This window comes from Rhizobium sp. P2_G2 (assembly GCF_056403555.1).
Window position 1 is genome coordinate 16,250 of record NZ_JBFUFF010000016.1, and the last position, 16,237, is coordinate 32,486.

Sequence of the window (16,237 nt, forward strand, 5' to 3'; positions counted from 1 at the left end):
TATACGCACCGTATGTGAATTTGAAGGATTGAATGGCGAAGACACGCAGCGAAACGACGCAGGAAAACCGCGGCAAGTTGATAGCGGCTGCACGAAAGGCTTTTGCCGAAAAAGGGTATTCCGCGGCGTCAATGGACGAGCTGACAGCTGACGCCGGTCTGACGCGAGGCGCGCTTTACCACAACTTCGGCGACAAAAGCGGGCTCCTGGCCGCGGTTGTCGAGCAGATCGACACCGAAATGGCAGCACGTGCCAAAGAGATTGGTGCGCGGGCGGGTAACGAATGGCTGGGCCTGCTGGCCGAGGGTGCGGCCTATATCGAGATGGCGCTAAATCCGGAAGTCCAACGCATCGTTCTGCTCGATGGACCTGCGGTATTGGGGGACCCATCGCAGTGGCCCAGCCAGAACAGTTGTCTACAGGTGACCAAGAGCACTGTGGAGCGCCTTATAGCACACGGCGTCCTCAAACCGCTTGACGTCGAGGCGGTGGCCCGACTGCTGAGCGGCGCGGCTCTCAATGCTGCTCTCTGGATTGCGGCGAGCGAAAACCCGCAAAGCGTGCTGCCGAAGGCTGTCGAGGCTTTTCATGCCTTGGCGGCAGGTTTCCTTTTACAGCGTTTGTGATCCACCAGGCCAAAGTGACACTTCCAGACTGAGACTACAGCGTCGCTGCATACGCGTTGAAGCGACACCCTTCACCAACACGGAGGCATGCCTACGTCCTGAAAGATGCCCTGTAGTCGCGCGGCGCCATGCCTCTCAAGGCACGAAACTGTCGATTGAAGTTGGCGAGATTGTCGTAGCCGACATCCGCTGCGATCCGGGTGATCGGCTGCTCGGTTCCGGACAGGCGGGCGCAGGCATCGCCGATGCGCAACCGCGTGACATAGGCGGAAACGGTCGTGTTCGTGTGCTTGGCAAACATCCGGTGCAGGCCGGATTGGCTCAGCGCCGCGAGGTCGGCGAGATCGCGCATCCGTATCGGCCGGGCATAGTGCTGGTGCAGATGCAACAGTACGCGGTCGATGCGCGAGCGGCTGTCTGTCGTTGCCGGCGGTGCAACACTCGACAGAGGCTCAGCATTCTTCCGCTCAGCAAGATCGAGAAGCACGCCGAGCACGCTCATCAGCCGGGCCGCTGGCTCCAGTGTGAACGCTTGCTCGAACCGCGCCGCCAGCATGCGCCCGACCTCCGGCCCGAAGGACAATCCTGGCGCGGCCCGGGCGAAGAGTTTCTGGATCGGGGCAAATTCCACCGCACTGCTGAGAAAACCATCGATCCAGTCCTGGCGGAACCAGAAAACCAGCGCCCGATGCGGCTCGCTGTCGTCCAGCTTCATGCGCGACGACCAGGTGTGCGGCAGGTTCGGGCCGACGAGCACGAGGTCGCCATGCTCATAGGCGCCGACATGGTCGCCGATGAAGCGCTGGCCGCGGGAATTGAGCGTCAGCGTCAGTTCATATTCGGGATGATGGTGCCATTCGAACGGGATCGCCGCGTCGAGCCGGCGGTTGAGCGTCGACAGCGACGAATCCGGCGTCACCGGCAGTTTTTCGAGATAGGGTCTCAGCATGCTCACTTGGCCCGAGAAACGCTAGAATAGTATCAGTTTTATCCCGGAGAAGGCAAGAATGGCGGCGCAAAAGTTCTATCCTTCCACCATCGCCTGACCGACAGGTAGACCTCAACGGGAGAGCACCATGGACGCCGCGCGCACCATCCTTCGCGACAGTCATCCGACCRCCAAAGCTGCCACGCAATTGAAGGACCTCCAGAAAGCATTACCGATGCGCGTGCTGTCCCAGGCCGACTGGCAGCATTGGGTGACCAAGGGCTATGTCATCGTCCGCCAGGTGGTGCCGTCAGCCAATGTCGAGCGGCTCGTCGACCTGCTCTGGGCCTTCGACGAGAAGGACCCCGAGGACGCCTCGACCTGGTATGCGCCGCAGCGCCGCGAGCACAAGATGAAAGAGCTCAACAACACCGGGATGCTGGAAATCTATAACCACCAATATCTCTGGGACAACAGGATGGAGCGCCGCGTCTACGACACCTTCGTCGACATCTGGGATCGCGAAGACCTCTGGGTGACCATCGACCGCGCCAACCTCAATCCGCCGAAGAAGGTCAAGGGCAATCCCAACGGCTTCATCCATTGGGACGTCGACACCTCGATCCGGCCGCTGCCGATCGGCGTGCAGGGCGTGCTGAGCCTGAAGAAACAGGATGGCGATGTCGGCGGCTTCCAATGCGTGCCGTATCTGTTCGAGCATTTCGACGAATGGGTCAAAACCCAGCCCGATGACCGCGACCCGATGCATCCGGATATGACCGGCCTCTCCGTCGTCAATATCGACATGGAGCCGGGCGACCTGATGATCTTCAACTCGCTGCTGGCCCACGGCGTCCGCCCGAACCATTCCGACAGCCGGGTGCGCATGGCGCAATATATCTCCATGCATCCGGCCGAGTTCGACAATGAAGCCGAGCGGTTGGAGCGCATCCGGCTATGGCGCGAACGCGACCATCCGCAGCGCGATGCCTTTCCGGGCGATCCGCGGGAGTGGGAGAAGAAGAATGCTGGGGTGGCGGAGCTTTCGCCGCTGGGCGAGAAACTGCTTGGGCTGAAGGCCTGGTGATTGGGCGGATCGAGACGTCCGCGGAGAGGCAGCATCCATCGGGCCGATATTGGCCCATTGCGGACGAGCGAGTCTTCCGCAATGGCGTGTGTTTCGGCGGTCAACCGTCAGCCGGTCGGACATCCCCGACCTTGGCGCGGCGAGTGCGGCATGGGCGCGGTACATGGTCTCGTTCTCTTACGCGCGCAAGACGACCCTTAACCGACAAGCATGGACCCGCGCGAAGAATGTCCTGCTGTGTCAGACGGAGCGCATCAGGCCGCCATCGACCTTGAGGCTTTGTCCGGTGATGTAGCTTGCGCCATCGGACGCGAGGAAGGCGATCGTGGCGGCCACCTCGGCGCTGGTGCCGTAGCGTTTCATCGGCACGCTATCGCGCCGCGCGTCGGTCTGTGGCAGGCTGTCGATCCAGCCCGGCAGGACGTTGTTGATGCGGATATTGTCGCCCGCATAGGTGTCGGCATAGACCTTGGTGTAGGCGGCGAGGCCGGCGCGGAAGACCGCCGAGGTCGGGAACATCGGCGTCGGTTCGAACACCCAGGCCGTCGAGATATTGACGATCGAACCGGACTTCTGCGCCTGCATGATCGGCGTCACCAGGCGCACCGGGCGGACGACGTTCATCAGATAGACATCCATGCCCGTGTGCCACTGCTCGTCGGTGATCTCGATGATCGGCGCGCGCGGTCCGTGGCCGGCGCTGTTGACGAGGACATCGACGCGGCCCCATTTCTCGACCGTCGCATCGACAAGGCGCTTGAGATCGTCGTTCGACTGGTTGGACCCGGTCACGCCGATACCGCCCAATTCCCTGGCGAGCGCCTCGCCTTTGCCCGACGAGGACAGGATCGCGACCTTGTAGCCATCCGTCGCAAGGCGCCTGGCGGCTTCCGCGCCCATGCCGCTGCCGCCAGCCGTGATGATCGCAACTTTTTCTACTGCCACGGTCGTTTCCTCTTCGGTGTTGTCTCGATTGATCGATTGTGATCATTCAAATATCATGGCCGTCGCGCGAGGGTCGAATGAGTTCTGCTTTCGTCTGCCTGTAGAAAAACTATTGCCAAGTGTCCGATGACCGGAAACCTTCCTTCACTGAACGGCCTCAAGGCCTTCGACGCCGCGGCCCGTCACCTGAGCTTCAGGCTGGCGGCCGAGGAACTCGGCGTCACCCAGGGCGCGGTCGCCCAGCATGTGCGGGGTCTGGAGGCGGAACTGGGCGTCAAGCTGTTCGAACGTCTGCCGAAGGCGCTGGCGCTGACCGGAGAAGGCCGGAGCTACATCGCCGATATCAGCCGGGCATTCGAGCTGATCTCGAACGCGACGGCGAATCTCAAGCCCCAGCCCGTCAAGCTGACGGTCAGCACCACCCCGACATTCGCATCGAAATGGCTGATCCCGCGCTTGCCGGACTTCACCGAACGGAATCCCGGCGTCGATCTCCATATCCTCGCCACGGACCGCATTTCCAATTTCCAGGCGGATGGCGTCGATCTGGCGATACGGTATGGCAAGCCGCCCTTCGGACCCGGCCTCGCCGCCGAACTGCTGTTCGAGCAGGAGATCGTCGCCGTGTGCAGCCCGCACCTGGTTCCGGAAGGTCAGGAGCCGGAGAATACGGAGGCCCTGGCCCGATACACGCTTCTCCACGACACCCATAACTTCTGGCCGGAATTCATCGACAAATATCTCGGCGGCGGCGAACAGGCGTGGTTCAAGGGGATCAGCTTCAGCCACACATCGCATGCCATCGAGGCGGCCATCGCCGGACAGGGCATCGCGCTCGCGACAAGGAGTTTCGTGTCGCTCGACATCCAGCAGGGACGGCTGAGCCAGGTGTTCGATCAGTCGCTGCATGCACGCGCGGACTTCTATTGCGTGTGGCCGCGGTACCGGAAATCGGAGGCGGTGGAGAGGCTCCGGGAATGGATGCGGTCACGTGTCGCGGCGTGACGCCATTCATGGCGCGAGTCGGGTTCCCTGCCAGCCCTCGGACAAGCGGACGAAGGCATGTCTGCGATGTGGCTCGGCCGAGAGATCAAGCCACTCGATACGGTTCAGCGTGACGGCAACAAGCGCGAAACGGTCGTATGGATCGGCCGACGCGCCCGCTGTCGCATTGCCGCCCAAGGGAGCGCCGTGCTCATCGAGCCCAGTGCCCGGCGCGAGCGGCGCGTCGAACAGGACCAACGTCCTGTTTCGCAGCGCTTCCCAAACGCTTCGCTTCTCGGCCTCGTCTTCGACGATGGCAGCCGTCCCGGAAAGGCGTAGTTGCGTCGAGCCGGCACCGTCGAATCCCACCAGCGAGACCCGGGGGTCGCGCCGTATCTCGGCGACTTTTGGCGAGCGCAGGTCGGTGACGAAGGACAGCGTGCCGGCGCGGACGTCGCATCTTCTGAGCACCACCGTGCGGAGCTCGGGAGCGCCGTCCAGCCCGATGGTCGCCAGTTGCAGAAAATTGAATGGCGAGCGGCTCCGCGCTGCGGCTTCGAGTTGCGACCAGGCATGCTGAAGAAGGGTTGTTGTCATCACTCGCTCCATAACCCCTCACTGTTCCGAGATGTCGATGAAGTCAAGGTCCGTGAGCCGCGGCATCGTGGCTTGCGGGTCGTCCGCTGTCGGCGCGAAGCTGCCGTGGCGTCTCGACCGGAAGAGGCCGGCTCCCGCTGTTCTGCTTGTGGTGCCGCATCTTTGAAGGCGGACGCAATGCTCCAATCCATCGTCACCCATTGACGTGGGCATTTTTCAGCACAATAGGGTCAAGCCGAAAAATGTGCTAACCGCCAGCCGAACAACAACAGGAGTGTCATAGTGAGCGAACCGACCGTAGCCGATGCAACAAACCGCATTTATGAATCGCTCCAGACGGACAATGCCGACATCGATATGCATATCGCGACTCTCAAGGCAGCGTTGACGCAAGCGGGTTTGAAAGAGGCCGTATTCGACCCGGCCAGGCTCGTGCAGAACAACCGGTCCGGCCGGAAGCTGATGCAGGCCTACTTTCGGCAGCGCGGCGTGACGGTGAAATTCTCGGCTACTTGAAGCCTTCCTCGGACGTCAAACAGGCTGCTGCATGACGGCAGGGAACACGCCGGGAATGCTCGCCGAGGCGATCAGCGCGTCCCGGAGCATTCGGCAGCCAGGGGTAAATGAAGTCTGCAATTGACACATTGCAACTGAAGGCGTTCGGCCGACGGTGGCCCTATGCGGTCATTCCTGCCCATGATACGCGTCGCGCCTGACAAACAGACATCGTGAGGCACGGGAAAACATGAAAGCGGCGCTTGTCATTATCGATATGCAGATGTTGATGCAGCATCGCCTCGATGCCGGAAGAGATCATGTCAACGGTGAAGCGCCTGAGGTGGTTGCCGCTTTGGCTGCTGCGGCCCGCAAGACAGGCCGAAGCGTGATCCATGTGCGCCACGCCGAGCCCGATCCGGCATCGCCCATGCACGATGGCGCACCGGATCAAAAGGTCATGCCCTGCGCGGAAGCGATTGGCGATGAACCCATTTTCGTCAAGCGGACGTCATCGCCCTTTGCCTCCACCGACCTGGAAAAACACCTCCGCGACAGCGGCATCGACACGCTCATTGTGACAGGCGCGGTCGCCGGCTTCTGCGTCAATACGACCGTTCGCGTCGGGTGTGACCTCGGCTTCAAGATGATCGTCGTCCGCGACGCCGTCCTGGGATTCGACATGCCGTCTGAAAACCTGTCGGCGCGCACCATTTTCGATGTCACGATGGCGCATCTGAAGTCTGATTTCGCCGAGATTGTCGACAGTTCCTCCGTCATCGATGAATGGCGCTGAGTCCGGAATGGCGCATTGCGAATAGGACGAACCGCAGCTTCCGGCCGATCGAGGCCACTGGCACATCGAGTGAGCCCACGCTCGGCCGATCTCTTACCGATCCAGCCATGCCTCCAGCCCGGCCAGCGTCTGCAGGCCGTATTCCACCGCGCCGAAGCCGATGACCTCCTGGCGCCGTTCGCGGCTGGGGTGAAGCTGGCGTAGCGTCAGCACGGTCTTGCCGTCGGCCTGTTCATCAAAGGTCACCGTGGCGCGGAAGCGATGGGGGTCGTCAGGGTCGGGCGTGCCATAATCCATGACGATCCGCTCGTTCGGCACGATTTCCAGGAAGCGCATGAGGTTGGGGAAGCGCTGTTCCTTGCCCTCGAACACGCCCACCATGTCGAACCGCCAGATGCCGCCCTCGCGGATATCGGCCTCGTGGCTCTCGATCGTGAGGCCGGCCGGACCGTACCATTCGGCCAGCGCGCGTGGGTCCATCCAGGCGGCAAAGACTTTTGCGCGCGGGTGGTTCAAGAGCTTGACCAGCACGATTTCGCGATCGAGCGACCAATCAAACAGGTTCGCCATGTCCTTCACCGTCCTCCTCGGCCCTATCCAAATAGACTTCCAGGCGATCGAGCCGCGCGGTCCAGCGCCGGCGCTCCGCTTCCATCCAGTCCGCCGCCTCGTCGAAGCGCGTCTCGACCAGCCGGCACCAGCGGCTGCGCCCGCGCTTTTCGCTGGCGATCAGTCCGCAATCTTCCAGCACCTTCAGATGCTGAGCGAAGGAGGGCAGCGCCATGCCGAAAGGTTCGGCGAGCACGCTGACCGGCACTTCGCCGTCAGCCAACCGCGACACCACGGCGCGGCGGGTCGGGTCGCTGAGCGCATGAAAGGCAAGATCGAGCGGGGTCGAATGGTAAGGCATGGGACTTATTAAAACGCATTTTGGCGCAGGTCAAGGAAAGAAAGGCACTTGCCTTAGTGTTTCGCTCCAGATATGAAGGTACTTGCCTTACTATCCGGCCGCCCGACATCGAGGCGGTTATGCAACCACACACAAGGAGGACTGCCATGGCTGTTCGTGTCGATCTGATACTCTCGCTCGACGGTTTCGCGACAACGACGGACCAGACGCCGGAAAACCCGTTCGGCGAGGATTGGTCGCGTCTCGTCGGCGCCTATGTTGCCACCAAAACGTTCCGCGAGCGCGTGTTCAAGGATACGACCGGTGCAGGCACGACAGGCATCGACGATGATTACGCCCGGGAATATTTCGAAAATATCGGCGCGGAGATCATGGGCGCCGGCATGTTCGGCCTGCACAATTTTCCCGACGATCCGAACTGGCGCGGCTGGTGGGGCGACGAGCCGCCATTCCGCTGCCCGGTCTTCGTACTGACCCACAAACCACGGCCCTCGCTGGACATGGCCGGCGGCACGACGTTCCATTTCCTCGACACCTCGCCGGCCGATGCGCTCGAGCGCGCTGTCGCCGTGGCCGGCAGCAAGGATGTGCGGGTGGGCGGCGGTCCGACCGTCGTGCGCGACTTCCTCAAGGCGGGCCTTGTCGATCGCCTCCATGTCGCCATCACGCCGATCCTGCTCGGGCGCGGCATCCGCCTGTGGGACGATCTGCGCGGCCTGGAGGCTGGCCACACGGTCAAGTCGGAGACGGCGGAGAGTGGGACGATCCACCTGACGTTCCAGCGGTAAAGCACAGGAGACAGCGCATCTGCGGCGGCTGTGTTTCAGCTACCGGTGCCTCAGATGCGCGGGTCTCCGATTTCAGTCCAATCGAAGACGATGCCGATGTCGCCGGTCGGGCCGGCGAGCAGCGTTTCGTAGACATGCACGGCATCGACGGGAGAGACGGTACGCGAGGTCTGGCGCGCTACGTTCATTCGCCCCCGGCGCAGGTAATCGAAGAAAAGCGTCGTCACGACCAGGGGCTGAACGGCGGCGCCCCCTCGGGATATGTGAGACCGTAAACGCCGAGGATGGACAGGGTGTCGCCGACGACACGCGGTCCTGAGCATGTCGATGCTGATGGCGCGGGTCGAGATCAAGCAGGGGCGGCTGTTGCGCGCGGCCGGGCAGCCGATCTCGGATGGATTGAGATTCACGTCGGGCCGAAACATTTCATCGACCCCTGGGGCGGGTTCAGGTCGTCGGTGTATAGGATGCGCTGGCTCGAGGCTGCGACAGCCTGAGCGCCACGGGGATGGCCATAAAGGCCGCCACCGCGGCCATACCGACGGCCGCAACGAGCCAGAGCGACAATACGACACCGACCGACGACAGCGATGCCGACATCGCAAACGGCGCAACCGCCGCCGGCACCTGCTTGGCGAAAGTCGACCATCCGATCAGCTGGCCGTAACCCCGCCGACCGAACAGTTCCAGCGGCAGCGTGCCGCCGACAATGCTGGTCAGTCCGGAGCCGAGACCGGCTGCGACCGCAAACAACACGGCCCCGGCAAACCATGGCGAGGTCCAGAGCAGAATGGCCAGGCCGATCGGCAGCAGCGACGCCGCGATCACCGCGAGCCATGCCTGCGACAGTCCGCGCCCGAAGAACAGGTTGACGAGGCGGCTCGCCACCTGCGCCGGGCCGAAGAGTGTCGCGACAATGAGTCCCGACGCGCCGAGGCCCAGCGCCTGGGTCAGCGGCACCAGTTGCGCCAGCACGGCGGAAAGCGCGTAGCCCTCGATGGCGAAGCCGGCAAGCATCAGGCCGAACAGGAGCATATTGCCCGGCGGCGGCAGCTCGCCCTCCGTTGCCGGTTCCGGCTTTCCTGCGGCTGCCGGGATCGTAAGGCGGGAGAGCGCCAGATGCAGCGGAAAACAGATGACAAGGTTGGCGGCGGCGAAGGCCATGAATATCGCGCGCCATGTGAGGAAGGTGTGCAGCCATGCGGTCAGCGGCCAGAACAAGGTCGAGGCGAAGCCCGCGATCAGCGTCAGGTGGACGATGGAGGCACTTGCGGTCCTGCCGCCGGCCTGCACGATCGCCGTGAAAGCCGTGGCATAGAGCACGGTCGCCGCCACGGCCTGCATGGCGATCAGCGACAGCGCGAAGGTGATCGGGCCTGGGGATGCGGCGGCCAAGGCGAGTGTCAGCGCGGCGGCGGCCGATCCGCCGGCCATCATCCGGCCGGCGCCGAACCGGTCAGCCAGGCGCCCCGCGGCCGGCGCCAGGAAGCTGCCGATCAGAAGCGCCAAAGAGAAGGCTCCGAACACCCATGCGTTCGATTTGCCGAGATCCCGCGCCATATCGGCGGCGAGGATGCTGAAGGCATAATAGAGCGTACCGTAGCCGACGATCTGGGTCGCGCCCAGCCCGGCCAGCGCCCAGAGCGGAAGCTTGCGATCCATCCCTCAGGCGACCCGCTTGCCTTGGGCGTCGAGCACGCGCTCGCCATCCTCCTTGATGAATTCCGAGGTGAGCATCTCGGCCGGGATGATCTCGAGCACGGCCTCGGACGGCCGCGACAGGCGCGTGCCCAGGGGCGTGACGACGAACGGCCGGTTGATCAGAATGGGCGTCGCCAGCATGGCATCCATGAGCTCGCCATCGGTCAAAGCCGGGTTGTCGAGGCCGAGCTCGGCGTAGGGCGTGCCCTTTTCACGGATCGCCTCGCGCACCGTCAGCCCGGCATCGGCGATCATCTTCGCCAGCTCTCCGCGCGAGGGCGGACGTTGCAGATACTCAATCACGGTCGGCTCGATGCCGGCATGGCGGATGATCGCCAGCGTGTTGCGCGACGTGCCGCAATCGGGATTGTGGTAGATGGTGACGGGGAAGCTCATGGGGCGCTTTCGAGGTTTTTGAGGGAGGATGGGGAGGCGGATTCGGCCAGCAGCCAGCCCGCCACCACCATGGCCAGCAGGGCGCCGAGGGTTTCCGCGACGATGAAGCCCGGCAGGTCGAGCGGGCGAATGCCGGCGAATGTGTTGGAGAAGGCGCGGGCGATGGCCACGGCCGGGTTGGCGAACGAGGTCGAGGCGGTGAACCAGTAGGCGGCGGTGATGTAGAGGCCGACGAGCCACGGAATGGCCTCGCCCCTGAACCGCAGCCCCAAAAGGATGGTCATCAAAAGGCCAAAAGTGGCGACTGCTTCCGCGAGCCATTGGCCCGTTCCGGTGCGGGCTGTCAGCGAGAGCTGCAGCAGCGGCAGCTCGAACATGGCATGCGCCAGCCAGGTACCGACAATGCCGCCGAGGACCTGTGCCAGCATATAGGCGCCGGCATCGGCGGCCGTCAGCTGGCGTCGAAGGCAGAAGACCAGCGTCACGACGGGATTGAAATGCGCGCCCGAAATCGGCCCCAACAGGGTGATCAGGACCACCAGCATGGCGCCGGTGGGGATGGTGTTGCCGAGCAGCGAGACGGCGGTGTCGTGGCTGAGCCTGGCGGCCATGACGCCCGAGCCGACCACAGTGGCAACGAGCGTGGCGGTGCCGAGGAATTCCGCGCCCAGCCGGCGCGAGAGATCGAATGTGTTCATCCTGCCAGCTCCCGGCCCATCAGCGCGGCCGAGGACGGGCACAGACCCGCCGCCTGGCGCGTTTGCAGGATCGCCGCGGGCGCATCGGTTCGGTCGATCCGGGCGAAGCCCAGCCGCTCGAAGAACGATGCAGCACTCGTGGTCAGCAGGTAAGCCTGCCGTGCCCCTGCGGCATAGGCCTTGCCCAGCAACATCGATGTGGCGGCTTGCCCATCGCCGTGGCGACGCCGGTCCGGATGGATGACCAGCGAGCGCAGCAACATGTTTGCGCCATAGAGTTCAAAGCCGCCGAAGCCAACGGTTTCCGGCCCGTCGACGATGCGGAAGAAGGTCCGGCCGCCCTCACCGAGGTCATCGACCGGCAGGCCTTCCGCCGCCAGGGCCGCGCGGAAATCCGGCTCGGTGCCGGTGATGGGTTCGAGCAGGAGCGCAACCATTCAGGCCACCTCGGGGGTTCGGCGGCTGGTGCCATCCGGGGCACCTGGCCCCTGGGTCTCGCCGGTGAAGCGGTCGTTCATGGGGTCAGTTCCTTCGTGGCAGGTGAACAGCAGGCGGATACTTCGCGGGCCGGCGCGCAGATCCCCGGATGGCCGGCGCAGCAGTCCTCCATCAGAAAGCGGACCAGCGCGCCGAGCGCGTCGAAGCTCGCGGTATATATGATCGAGCGGGAGGCCCGCTGTTGCGTGACCAGACCGGCCCGTTCGAGCTCCTTGAGGTGGAACGAGACATTGGTGGCGGAGACACCGACTTTTTCTGCGATTGACCCCGCTGCCATTCCATCCGGCCCGGCGATCACCAGCGCCCGGACAATCCTGAGCCTCGTTTCCTGCGACAATGCGCCGAATGACAAGAGGGCTTGACGTTCTTCCATATTTCAACAATCCTAAAAGTATCGAAATGAGGAATAGCGCAAATGGAAACAGTTCTCAATAGCCAATCGGCACCTGACGGCAGCCAATCGGCGCCTGACGGCATCGATCTCGGCCTCCTGCTCGCGGCGCTGGACGCCAATCCCGATGCCCCGCTGGTCTTCTCCTATGACGGCAGCGACATCAGGCCGGGCTACCACATCACCGAGGTCAAGGCCGGGCAGTTCTCGGCACTCGACTGCGGTGCCAATCCGGAAGCGTGGTCGGAGATTTTCGTGCAGCTCTGGGACATAGACGAGGGGGGCCGCAGCCATATGGCCGCGAAAAAGTTCGCGTCGATCGTCCGCAAGGTATCGGAGCATGTTGCACTCGACGGTTCCGCCAGGCTGACCTTCGAGGTCAGCGACGGCGTGGCACCGATGCAGCTGCACAAGGCGGCTTCGCCCACCCTCAGCGACGGCGTCCTGCACGTGGCCCTCGATGCGCGGCCGGCGAGCTGCAAGCCGCGCGACCGCTGGCTGGCCGAGACGGCTCAGCAGGCATCGGCCTGCTGCGGGCCATCGGTGGCGGGAGCGAGGTGCTGCGGCTGAGAGTGCCTGCTGTTGGCGCCAGGATGTGCATGGTCCACCATGGCCGGCGTGGTCGCACGCAGCACCGTCCCCATTCCCGGGTCTTGCTCCATCCTGCCGCCGACCGACGGTCCGCGCGCGATCGTCGCATCCGCTCTCCGCGCTAAGCACCAGGGATTGACAGTCTCGTCTTCTGGCATCCTTCACCGTCGAAATTCTCCGGAGCGAGCCAGCGCAGATATTCCTGCCGGATCTCCGGCCAATCCTCGCTGGTCATCGCGAACCATGCCGTGTCGCGATTTTGTCCCTTGGCCACCATGTGGTTGCGAAACACGCCCTCGAAGCGGAATCCAAACCGGATCGCCGCCTTCTTGGAGGGTTCGTTCAGGTTGTTGCATTTCCATTCGAAGCGGCGATAGCCAAGGTCGTCGAACACATATTGGGCGAAGAGGAAGAGCGCCTCGGTGCAGACGGTGCTTCTCGCTATCGCCGGACCCCACAAAATGTTGCCGATCTCGATCACGCCATGGGTGGCATCGATCCGCATCAAGGCCTGACGACCCTCGGCGGTGTTGGTTCTCTTGTCGATGACGGCAAAGAACATCGGATCATCCGCAGAAGACGCTTTCTCGAGCCAGTCGTAAAAATCCCGGTCGCTGGATGGCGTCGATTCGAACAGATAGCGAAAACGATCATCCGCGCCGGGCGCCTTTGCCGATCGCAGCAATTGCTCGCCGTGTTGCGCCGGATTCAAGGGCTCCAGGCGCGCGTAACGCCCTTCCAGGGGTTTTCGCGACGGCTTTGCCACGCCTGTCCAGGTCGAAAGATCCATATTGCTGTTCACCTCATGCAGATAGAAATCATCGCAAGCAGATTTGCGCATCTGCATATGAGGCCGATCAGTCCGTTCGGTCTTGCCAACTGTTGTCGCCAATCAGACAGGATTATTGGCTTGCAGCTGCTCCGGCGCCCAACGACCGCGCCTGGCCGGGCGTCATGCCGAAAAATTCCCGGAATGCCACGCCAAAGGCAGGCACACTGTTGAACCCAGCGATCGCCGCGGCTTTGGACGGTGTTGCTCCAACGCTCAAGGCGCTCAGCGCCTCCGTCAGGCGCGCCTGCTGCCGCCATTGGCGAAAGCTGAGGCCGGTTTCGGCACGAAAGAGCCGCACCAATGTCCGGCTCGACGCATTGCCGACCTCGGTCCATTCCTCCAGGCCGCGATTGTCGTTGGGCCGATCGCGCAGAACGGTCACGACGCGTCTGAGCCTGGCATCCCGGGGAAGAGGCAGATCGAGCGGCATGGTGGTGGATTGTTCGATCTCGCTGATCACCAGTTCGGCGAGATGATGGCCGCGCCCATTCGGGTTCCAGTCCAGCGGCTCCGCACAGACGGCGACGATCAATTCCCGAAGCAGCGGCGTCACGACGATGACCCTGGACCGGCTGCCGAGCCGCTCCGTCGCATCCTCCCGCAGGAAGAGTTCACGCATCGCCACAGGTCCGTCCATCCGCACCGCATGTTCCACATCGGCCGGCAGCAGCAGCGCCGTCGTCGGCGGCACCACATAGTTCGAGCCACGGGTTTCGACGCGCATGACGCCGGAAATCGCATAGACCAATTGCGCCCGCGGATGGCTGTGGAAGCCGGTCGCCAGGCCGGACGGATAGTCATGCGCAAAACCGACGATCGGCCGCTCGGCCGTCTCGAATGGCAGGATCTCGGCCTGTCTGGTTGGCGACAGGAATTGTCCAGATGTTTCCATCCGGCAAGTGTAGGCTTTTGTCTGCATCTTTCAAGGATGCGGTTCCAAACGAGGTGGGAAAGATGAGCACCGGGCTTTTCAAGGAAATCGGATATGTGACGGCGGATCAACTGGTGGACGGACCGATCACACCAGGACAAAACCGCCGCAAGGCGCTCGAGGCCGGGAACCTCTGGGTCGGCCAATGCCATGTCACGGCGCTGGCGGCGCCCAGCCAATGGCATCATCACCAGGAATTCGACAGCGTCATGTATATGCTCTCCGGCCGCATTCGCGTCGACTTCGGCGAGAATGGCGAAAAGTCCTTCGAGATCGGCAAAGGCGATTATGCCTATTTCCCCCGCCGCGCCATCCACCGCTGCCAGATCATCGAAGGCGGAGACGACGTCCACTATGTCTTCGTGCGGGTGGGTGAAGGCGAGACGGTCGTCAATGTCGACGGCCCCGGCGCTTTCGCGCCAGAGGTCACACCGCAATCCAAGGTCGCCTGAGAACGAGGAGGCCCGATGGGCCGGCCTTCTGGCGGCTTCGGGCTAGAGATCGAAATTGGTCGGCATCATCACGACGTCCCGGATCGTCATGCCACGCGGCCGCGTCAGCATGAACAGGATCACTTCGGCGACCTCGGCGGCCTCCAGCAGGCTGCCGGAATCCTTGGCCTCCTGAAGCTTTTCGGCAGGCCAGTCCGCCAGCAGCGAGGTGATCACCGGCCCCGGTGAGATCGAGCCGACGCGGATGCCGTGCTTGAACACCTGACGCCGCGTCGTCTGGACAAAGCAATTGATCGCCCATTTCGATGACGCATAAACCGGTTCCCAAGGGGTCGGGTAGTGCGCGGCGAGCGAACTGGTGACGATGATATCGCCGGACCTTCTCTCGATCATATGCGGAAGCACGTCATGGACGTTCTTCATGACGACGTTGACATTGAGGGTCAGCATCCTATCCATCGCCGCAGTGTCGTTGTCGACCAGGTCACCGCCGACATAAGACCCCGCATTGGCGTGGAAAATGTCGAGCCGGCCCGCCGCTTCCAGTATCTTCGGCGCCAAAGTGGCGCAATCCCCAGCGTCGAGAAGGTCGATCACCAGCGGGATGATGGCTGGGCCATGCTTCTCGCGAGCCCGGTCCAGCGCCGCCTTGTCGCGATCGATCATAACCACTTGCGCACCGGCGGCCAGCATCGCCTCGGTGCTCGCAAGCCCAATGCCCGACGCCGCTCCCGTAACGGCCGCGACCTTGCCTTCCAGCTGCTTCGCCATTTCGATTTCCTCCCATGCTTCGCTCGCGGGCATGACGGTAAGTCCTGCCGCCCGGACGCACAACCCGGTTGTTGGAAATGAATGTCTGTGCGGTCAAGATAGACGCGATAGCCGCTTCGGATATCTAGGCCGGTCGCCCGTCGTTCAACACCTTGTCGACCGCGTCGGCGACGATCGCCCGTTGATGCTCCGGCGTCCAATATTTCTCGTCCAGCAGTGCATAGACCAGAATTCCGTCGCACTGCACCAGCAAGGCATCGGYGATCCGGCGGGCGTCCTTGAGCGAATGTCCCAGCAGCTTTATCCACTTCACGTGCTTGTCGCGCATGAAGGTGTGGATATTCTGGTGGATCGCCTGGAGTTCCGGTGACGTCTGAGTCAATGCCCAGAAAGCGAGCCAGACGGAAAGCTGGCGGCGACGAGACGGGTCGATGGGCAGGAACGCCTCGAGGCACGCGGTTATCGCGTCGCGGTCCAGTGTCGTCGGCCAGCGGATTTCCTTCTTGGATTTGTCCCAGGCGTATTCGACGGCGGCCTGCACCATGGCCGCCCGGCTCGGAAAGTGGTGCGTGATCAGGCCGATGGTCGCACCTGCACGCTCGGCCACCTTGCGCATGCTCACATTGGCGACGCCTTCGTCGGCGATGACGTCGCAGACGGCATCGACGATGCGCCTGATCGGATCATCCTCTTGCAGCTTCGCGTTCGCCTTCTTCTGCAGCATCACCTGTCCAAAAGTCCCCGTTTCCATCCCTCAATAACTTTCCCGGCGTCCGCAGGCAAAGCGATAATGATCCGCTCAGCCAGTTGACCACGCACA

The 16,237-nt window shown here is 63.1% G+C and carries 23 protein-coding genes; 8 read left to right on the forward strand and 15 right to left on the reverse strand.

Features of this window, described 5'->3' with window-relative positions:
- The first annotated feature begins 32 nt into the window (after positions 1-32).
- Positions 33-626, forward strand: coding sequence for a TetR/AcrR family transcriptional regulator (locus AC1D06_RS14525; protein WP_477986748.1), 594 nt, complete (start codon positions 33-35; stop codon positions 624-626).
- Between the two features lie 91 nt (positions 627-717).
- Here AC1D06_RS14525 and AC1D06_RS14530 read toward each other — a convergent pair whose 3' ends face one another.
- Positions 718-1,575: a helix-turn-helix domain-containing protein gene (locus AC1D06_RS14530; RefSeq protein ID WP_477986749.1), complete on the reverse strand. Its 858-nt coding sequence runs from the start codon at positions 1,573-1,575 to the stop codon at positions 718-720.
- Between the two features lie 127 nt (positions 1,576-1,702).
- Here AC1D06_RS14530 and AC1D06_RS14535 point away from each other — a divergent pair, with 127 nt between their 5' ends.
- Complete coding sequence (locus AC1D06_RS14535; protein WP_477986750.1) at positions 1,703-2,641, forward strand: phytanoyl-CoA dioxygenase family protein; 939 nt, start codon at positions 1,703-1,705, stop codon at positions 2,639-2,641.
- A gap of 240 nt (positions 2,642-2,881) precedes the next feature.
- On the opposite strand, the gene AC1D06_RS14540 is transcribed toward AC1D06_RS14535, so the two are convergent.
- The gene (locus tag AC1D06_RS14540) at positions 2,882-3,586 is read right to left on the reverse strand and encodes an SDR family oxidoreductase (protein ID WP_477986751.1); all 705 of its coding nucleotides are present in this window, start codon (positions 3,584-3,586) and stop codon (positions 2,882-2,884) included.
- A gap of 126 nt (positions 3,587-3,712) precedes the next feature.
- Here AC1D06_RS14540 and gcvA point away from each other — a divergent pair, with 126 nt between their 5' ends.
- Positions 3,713-4,591, forward strand: coding sequence for a transcriptional regulator GcvA (gene gcvA, locus AC1D06_RS14545; protein ID WP_477986752.1), 879 nt, complete (start codon positions 3,713-3,715; stop codon positions 4,589-4,591).
- Between the two features lie 6 nt (positions 4,592-4,597).
- Here the strand turns inward: gcvA and AC1D06_RS14550 are convergent, their stop codons facing one another.
- The gene (locus AC1D06_RS14550; RefSeq protein WP_477986753.1) at positions 4,598-5,167 is read right to left on the reverse strand and encodes a pyridoxamine 5'-phosphate oxidase family protein; all 570 of its coding nucleotides are present in this window, start codon (positions 5,165-5,167) and stop codon (positions 4,598-4,600) included.
- Positions 5,168-5,446: 279 nt separating this feature from the next.
- Here AC1D06_RS14550 and AC1D06_RS14555 point away from each other — a divergent pair, with 279 nt between their 5' ends.
- Together AC1D06_RS14555 and AC1D06_RS14560 are read left to right on the forward strand one after the other, a co-directional pair.
- On the forward strand, positions 5,447-5,683 hold the full coding sequence (locus AC1D06_RS14555; RefSeq protein WP_477986814.1) for a hypothetical protein: 237 nt from the start codon (positions 5,447-5,449) through the stop codon (positions 5,681-5,683).
- Positions 5,684-5,912: 229 nt separating this feature from the next.
- A complete protein-coding gene (locus tag AC1D06_RS14560) occupies positions 5,913-6,458 on the forward strand; it encodes an isochorismatase family protein (protein WP_477986754.1) in 546 nt (181 codons plus the stop codon).
- A 93-nt stretch (positions 6,459-6,551) separates the two neighbouring features.
- On the opposite strand, the gene AC1D06_RS14565 is transcribed toward AC1D06_RS14560, so the two are convergent.
- Complete coding sequence (locus AC1D06_RS14565) at positions 6,552-7,028, reverse strand: SRPBCC family protein (protein WP_477986756.1); 477 nt, start codon at positions 7,026-7,028, stop codon at positions 6,552-6,554.
- Positions 7,012-7,368 (reverse strand): ArsR/SmtB family transcription factor, encoded by a 357-nt coding sequence (locus AC1D06_RS14570; protein ID WP_477986757.1) that lies wholly within the window; start codon positions 7,366-7,368, stop codon positions 7,012-7,014. Before AC1D06_RS14570 ends, AC1D06_RS14565 begins: the two co-directional genes overlap by 17 nt.
- Before the next feature lie 146 nt (positions 7,369-7,514).
- On the opposite strand from AC1D06_RS14570, the gene AC1D06_RS14575 reads away from it, so the two are divergent.
- Positions 7,515-8,156, forward strand: a complete 642-nt coding sequence (locus AC1D06_RS14575; protein ID WP_477986758.1) for a dihydrofolate reductase family protein — start codon at positions 7,515-7,517, stop codon at positions 8,154-8,156.
- 50 nt (positions 8,157-8,206) lie between these two features.
- Here AC1D06_RS14575 and AC1D06_RS14580 read toward each other — a convergent pair whose 3' ends face one another.
- The 6 genes from AC1D06_RS14580 to AC1D06_RS14605 form a co-directional block, all read right to left on the reverse strand.
- Entirely contained in the window at positions 8,207-8,344 is a 138-nt protein-coding gene (locus AC1D06_RS14580) for a hypothetical protein (protein ID WP_477986759.1), read from the reverse strand.
- A 259-nt stretch (positions 8,345-8,603) separates the two neighbouring features.
- A complete protein-coding gene (gene arsK / locus AC1D06_RS14585) occupies positions 8,604-9,818 on the reverse strand; it encodes an arsenite efflux MFS transporter ArsK (RefSeq protein WP_477986760.1) in 1,215 nt (404 codons plus the stop codon).
- Positions 9,819-9,821: 3 nt separating this feature from the next.
- The gene (arsC, locus tag AC1D06_RS14590; protein ID WP_477986761.1) at positions 9,822-10,253 is read right to left on the reverse strand and encodes an arsenate reductase (glutaredoxin); all 432 of its coding nucleotides are present in this window, start codon (positions 10,251-10,253) and stop codon (positions 9,822-9,824) included.
- Positions 10,250-10,951 (reverse strand): aquaporin, encoded by a 702-nt coding sequence (locus AC1D06_RS14595; RefSeq protein ID WP_477986762.1) that lies wholly within the window; start codon positions 10,949-10,951, stop codon positions 10,250-10,252. The genes arsC and AC1D06_RS14595 overlap by 4 nt, the downstream gene beginning before the upstream one ends.
- Entirely contained in the window at positions 10,948-11,388 is a 441-nt protein-coding gene (gene arsN2, locus AC1D06_RS14600; RefSeq protein WP_477986763.1) for an arsenic resistance N-acetyltransferase ArsN2, read from the reverse strand. The genes AC1D06_RS14595 and arsN2 overlap by 4 nt, the downstream gene beginning before the upstream one ends.
- A 77-nt stretch (positions 11,389-11,465) precedes the next feature.
- Positions 11,466-11,822: an ArsR/SmtB family transcription factor gene (locus tag AC1D06_RS14605; protein ID WP_477986764.1), complete on the reverse strand. Its 357-nt coding sequence runs from the start codon at positions 11,820-11,822 to the stop codon at positions 11,466-11,468.
- Between the two features lie 42 nt (positions 11,823-11,864).
- Here AC1D06_RS14605 and AC1D06_RS14610 point away from each other — a divergent pair, with 42 nt between their 5' ends.
- Positions 11,865-12,410, forward strand: coding sequence for a DUF6428 family protein (locus tag AC1D06_RS14610; protein ID WP_477986765.1), 546 nt, complete (start codon positions 11,865-11,867; stop codon positions 12,408-12,410).
- A gap of 142 nt (positions 12,411-12,552) precedes the next feature.
- On the opposite strand, the gene AC1D06_RS14615 is transcribed toward AC1D06_RS14610, so the two are convergent.
- Complete coding sequence (locus tag AC1D06_RS14615) at positions 12,553-13,221, reverse strand: GNAT family N-acetyltransferase (protein WP_477986766.1); 669 nt, start codon at positions 13,219-13,221, stop codon at positions 12,553-12,555.
- A gap of 112 nt (positions 13,222-13,333) precedes the next feature.
- On the reverse strand, positions 13,334-14,182 hold the full coding sequence (locus tag AC1D06_RS14620) for an AraC family transcriptional regulator (protein WP_477986767.1): 849 nt from the start codon (positions 14,180-14,182) through the stop codon (positions 13,334-13,336).
- A 35-nt stretch (positions 14,183-14,217) separates the two neighbouring features.
- Between AC1D06_RS14620 and AC1D06_RS14625 the strand changes: the two genes are divergently transcribed.
- A complete protein-coding gene (locus tag AC1D06_RS14625; RefSeq protein ID WP_477878157.1) occupies positions 14,218-14,646 on the forward strand; it encodes a cupin domain-containing protein in 429 nt (142 codons plus the stop codon).
- Between the two features lie 42 nt (positions 14,647-14,688).
- Here the strand turns inward: AC1D06_RS14625 and AC1D06_RS14630 are convergent, their stop codons facing one another.
- The gene (locus tag AC1D06_RS14630) at positions 14,689-15,417 is read right to left on the reverse strand and encodes an SDR family oxidoreductase (protein ID WP_477986768.1); all 729 of its coding nucleotides are present in this window, start codon (positions 15,415-15,417) and stop codon (positions 14,689-14,691) included.
- Between the two features lie 124 nt (positions 15,418-15,541).
- On the reverse strand, positions 15,542-16,141 hold the full coding sequence (locus AC1D06_RS14635) for a TetR/AcrR family transcriptional regulator (RefSeq protein WP_477986769.1): 600 nt from the start codon (positions 16,139-16,141) through the stop codon (positions 15,542-15,544).
- Between the last annotated feature and the right edge of the window lie 96 nt (positions 16,142-16,237).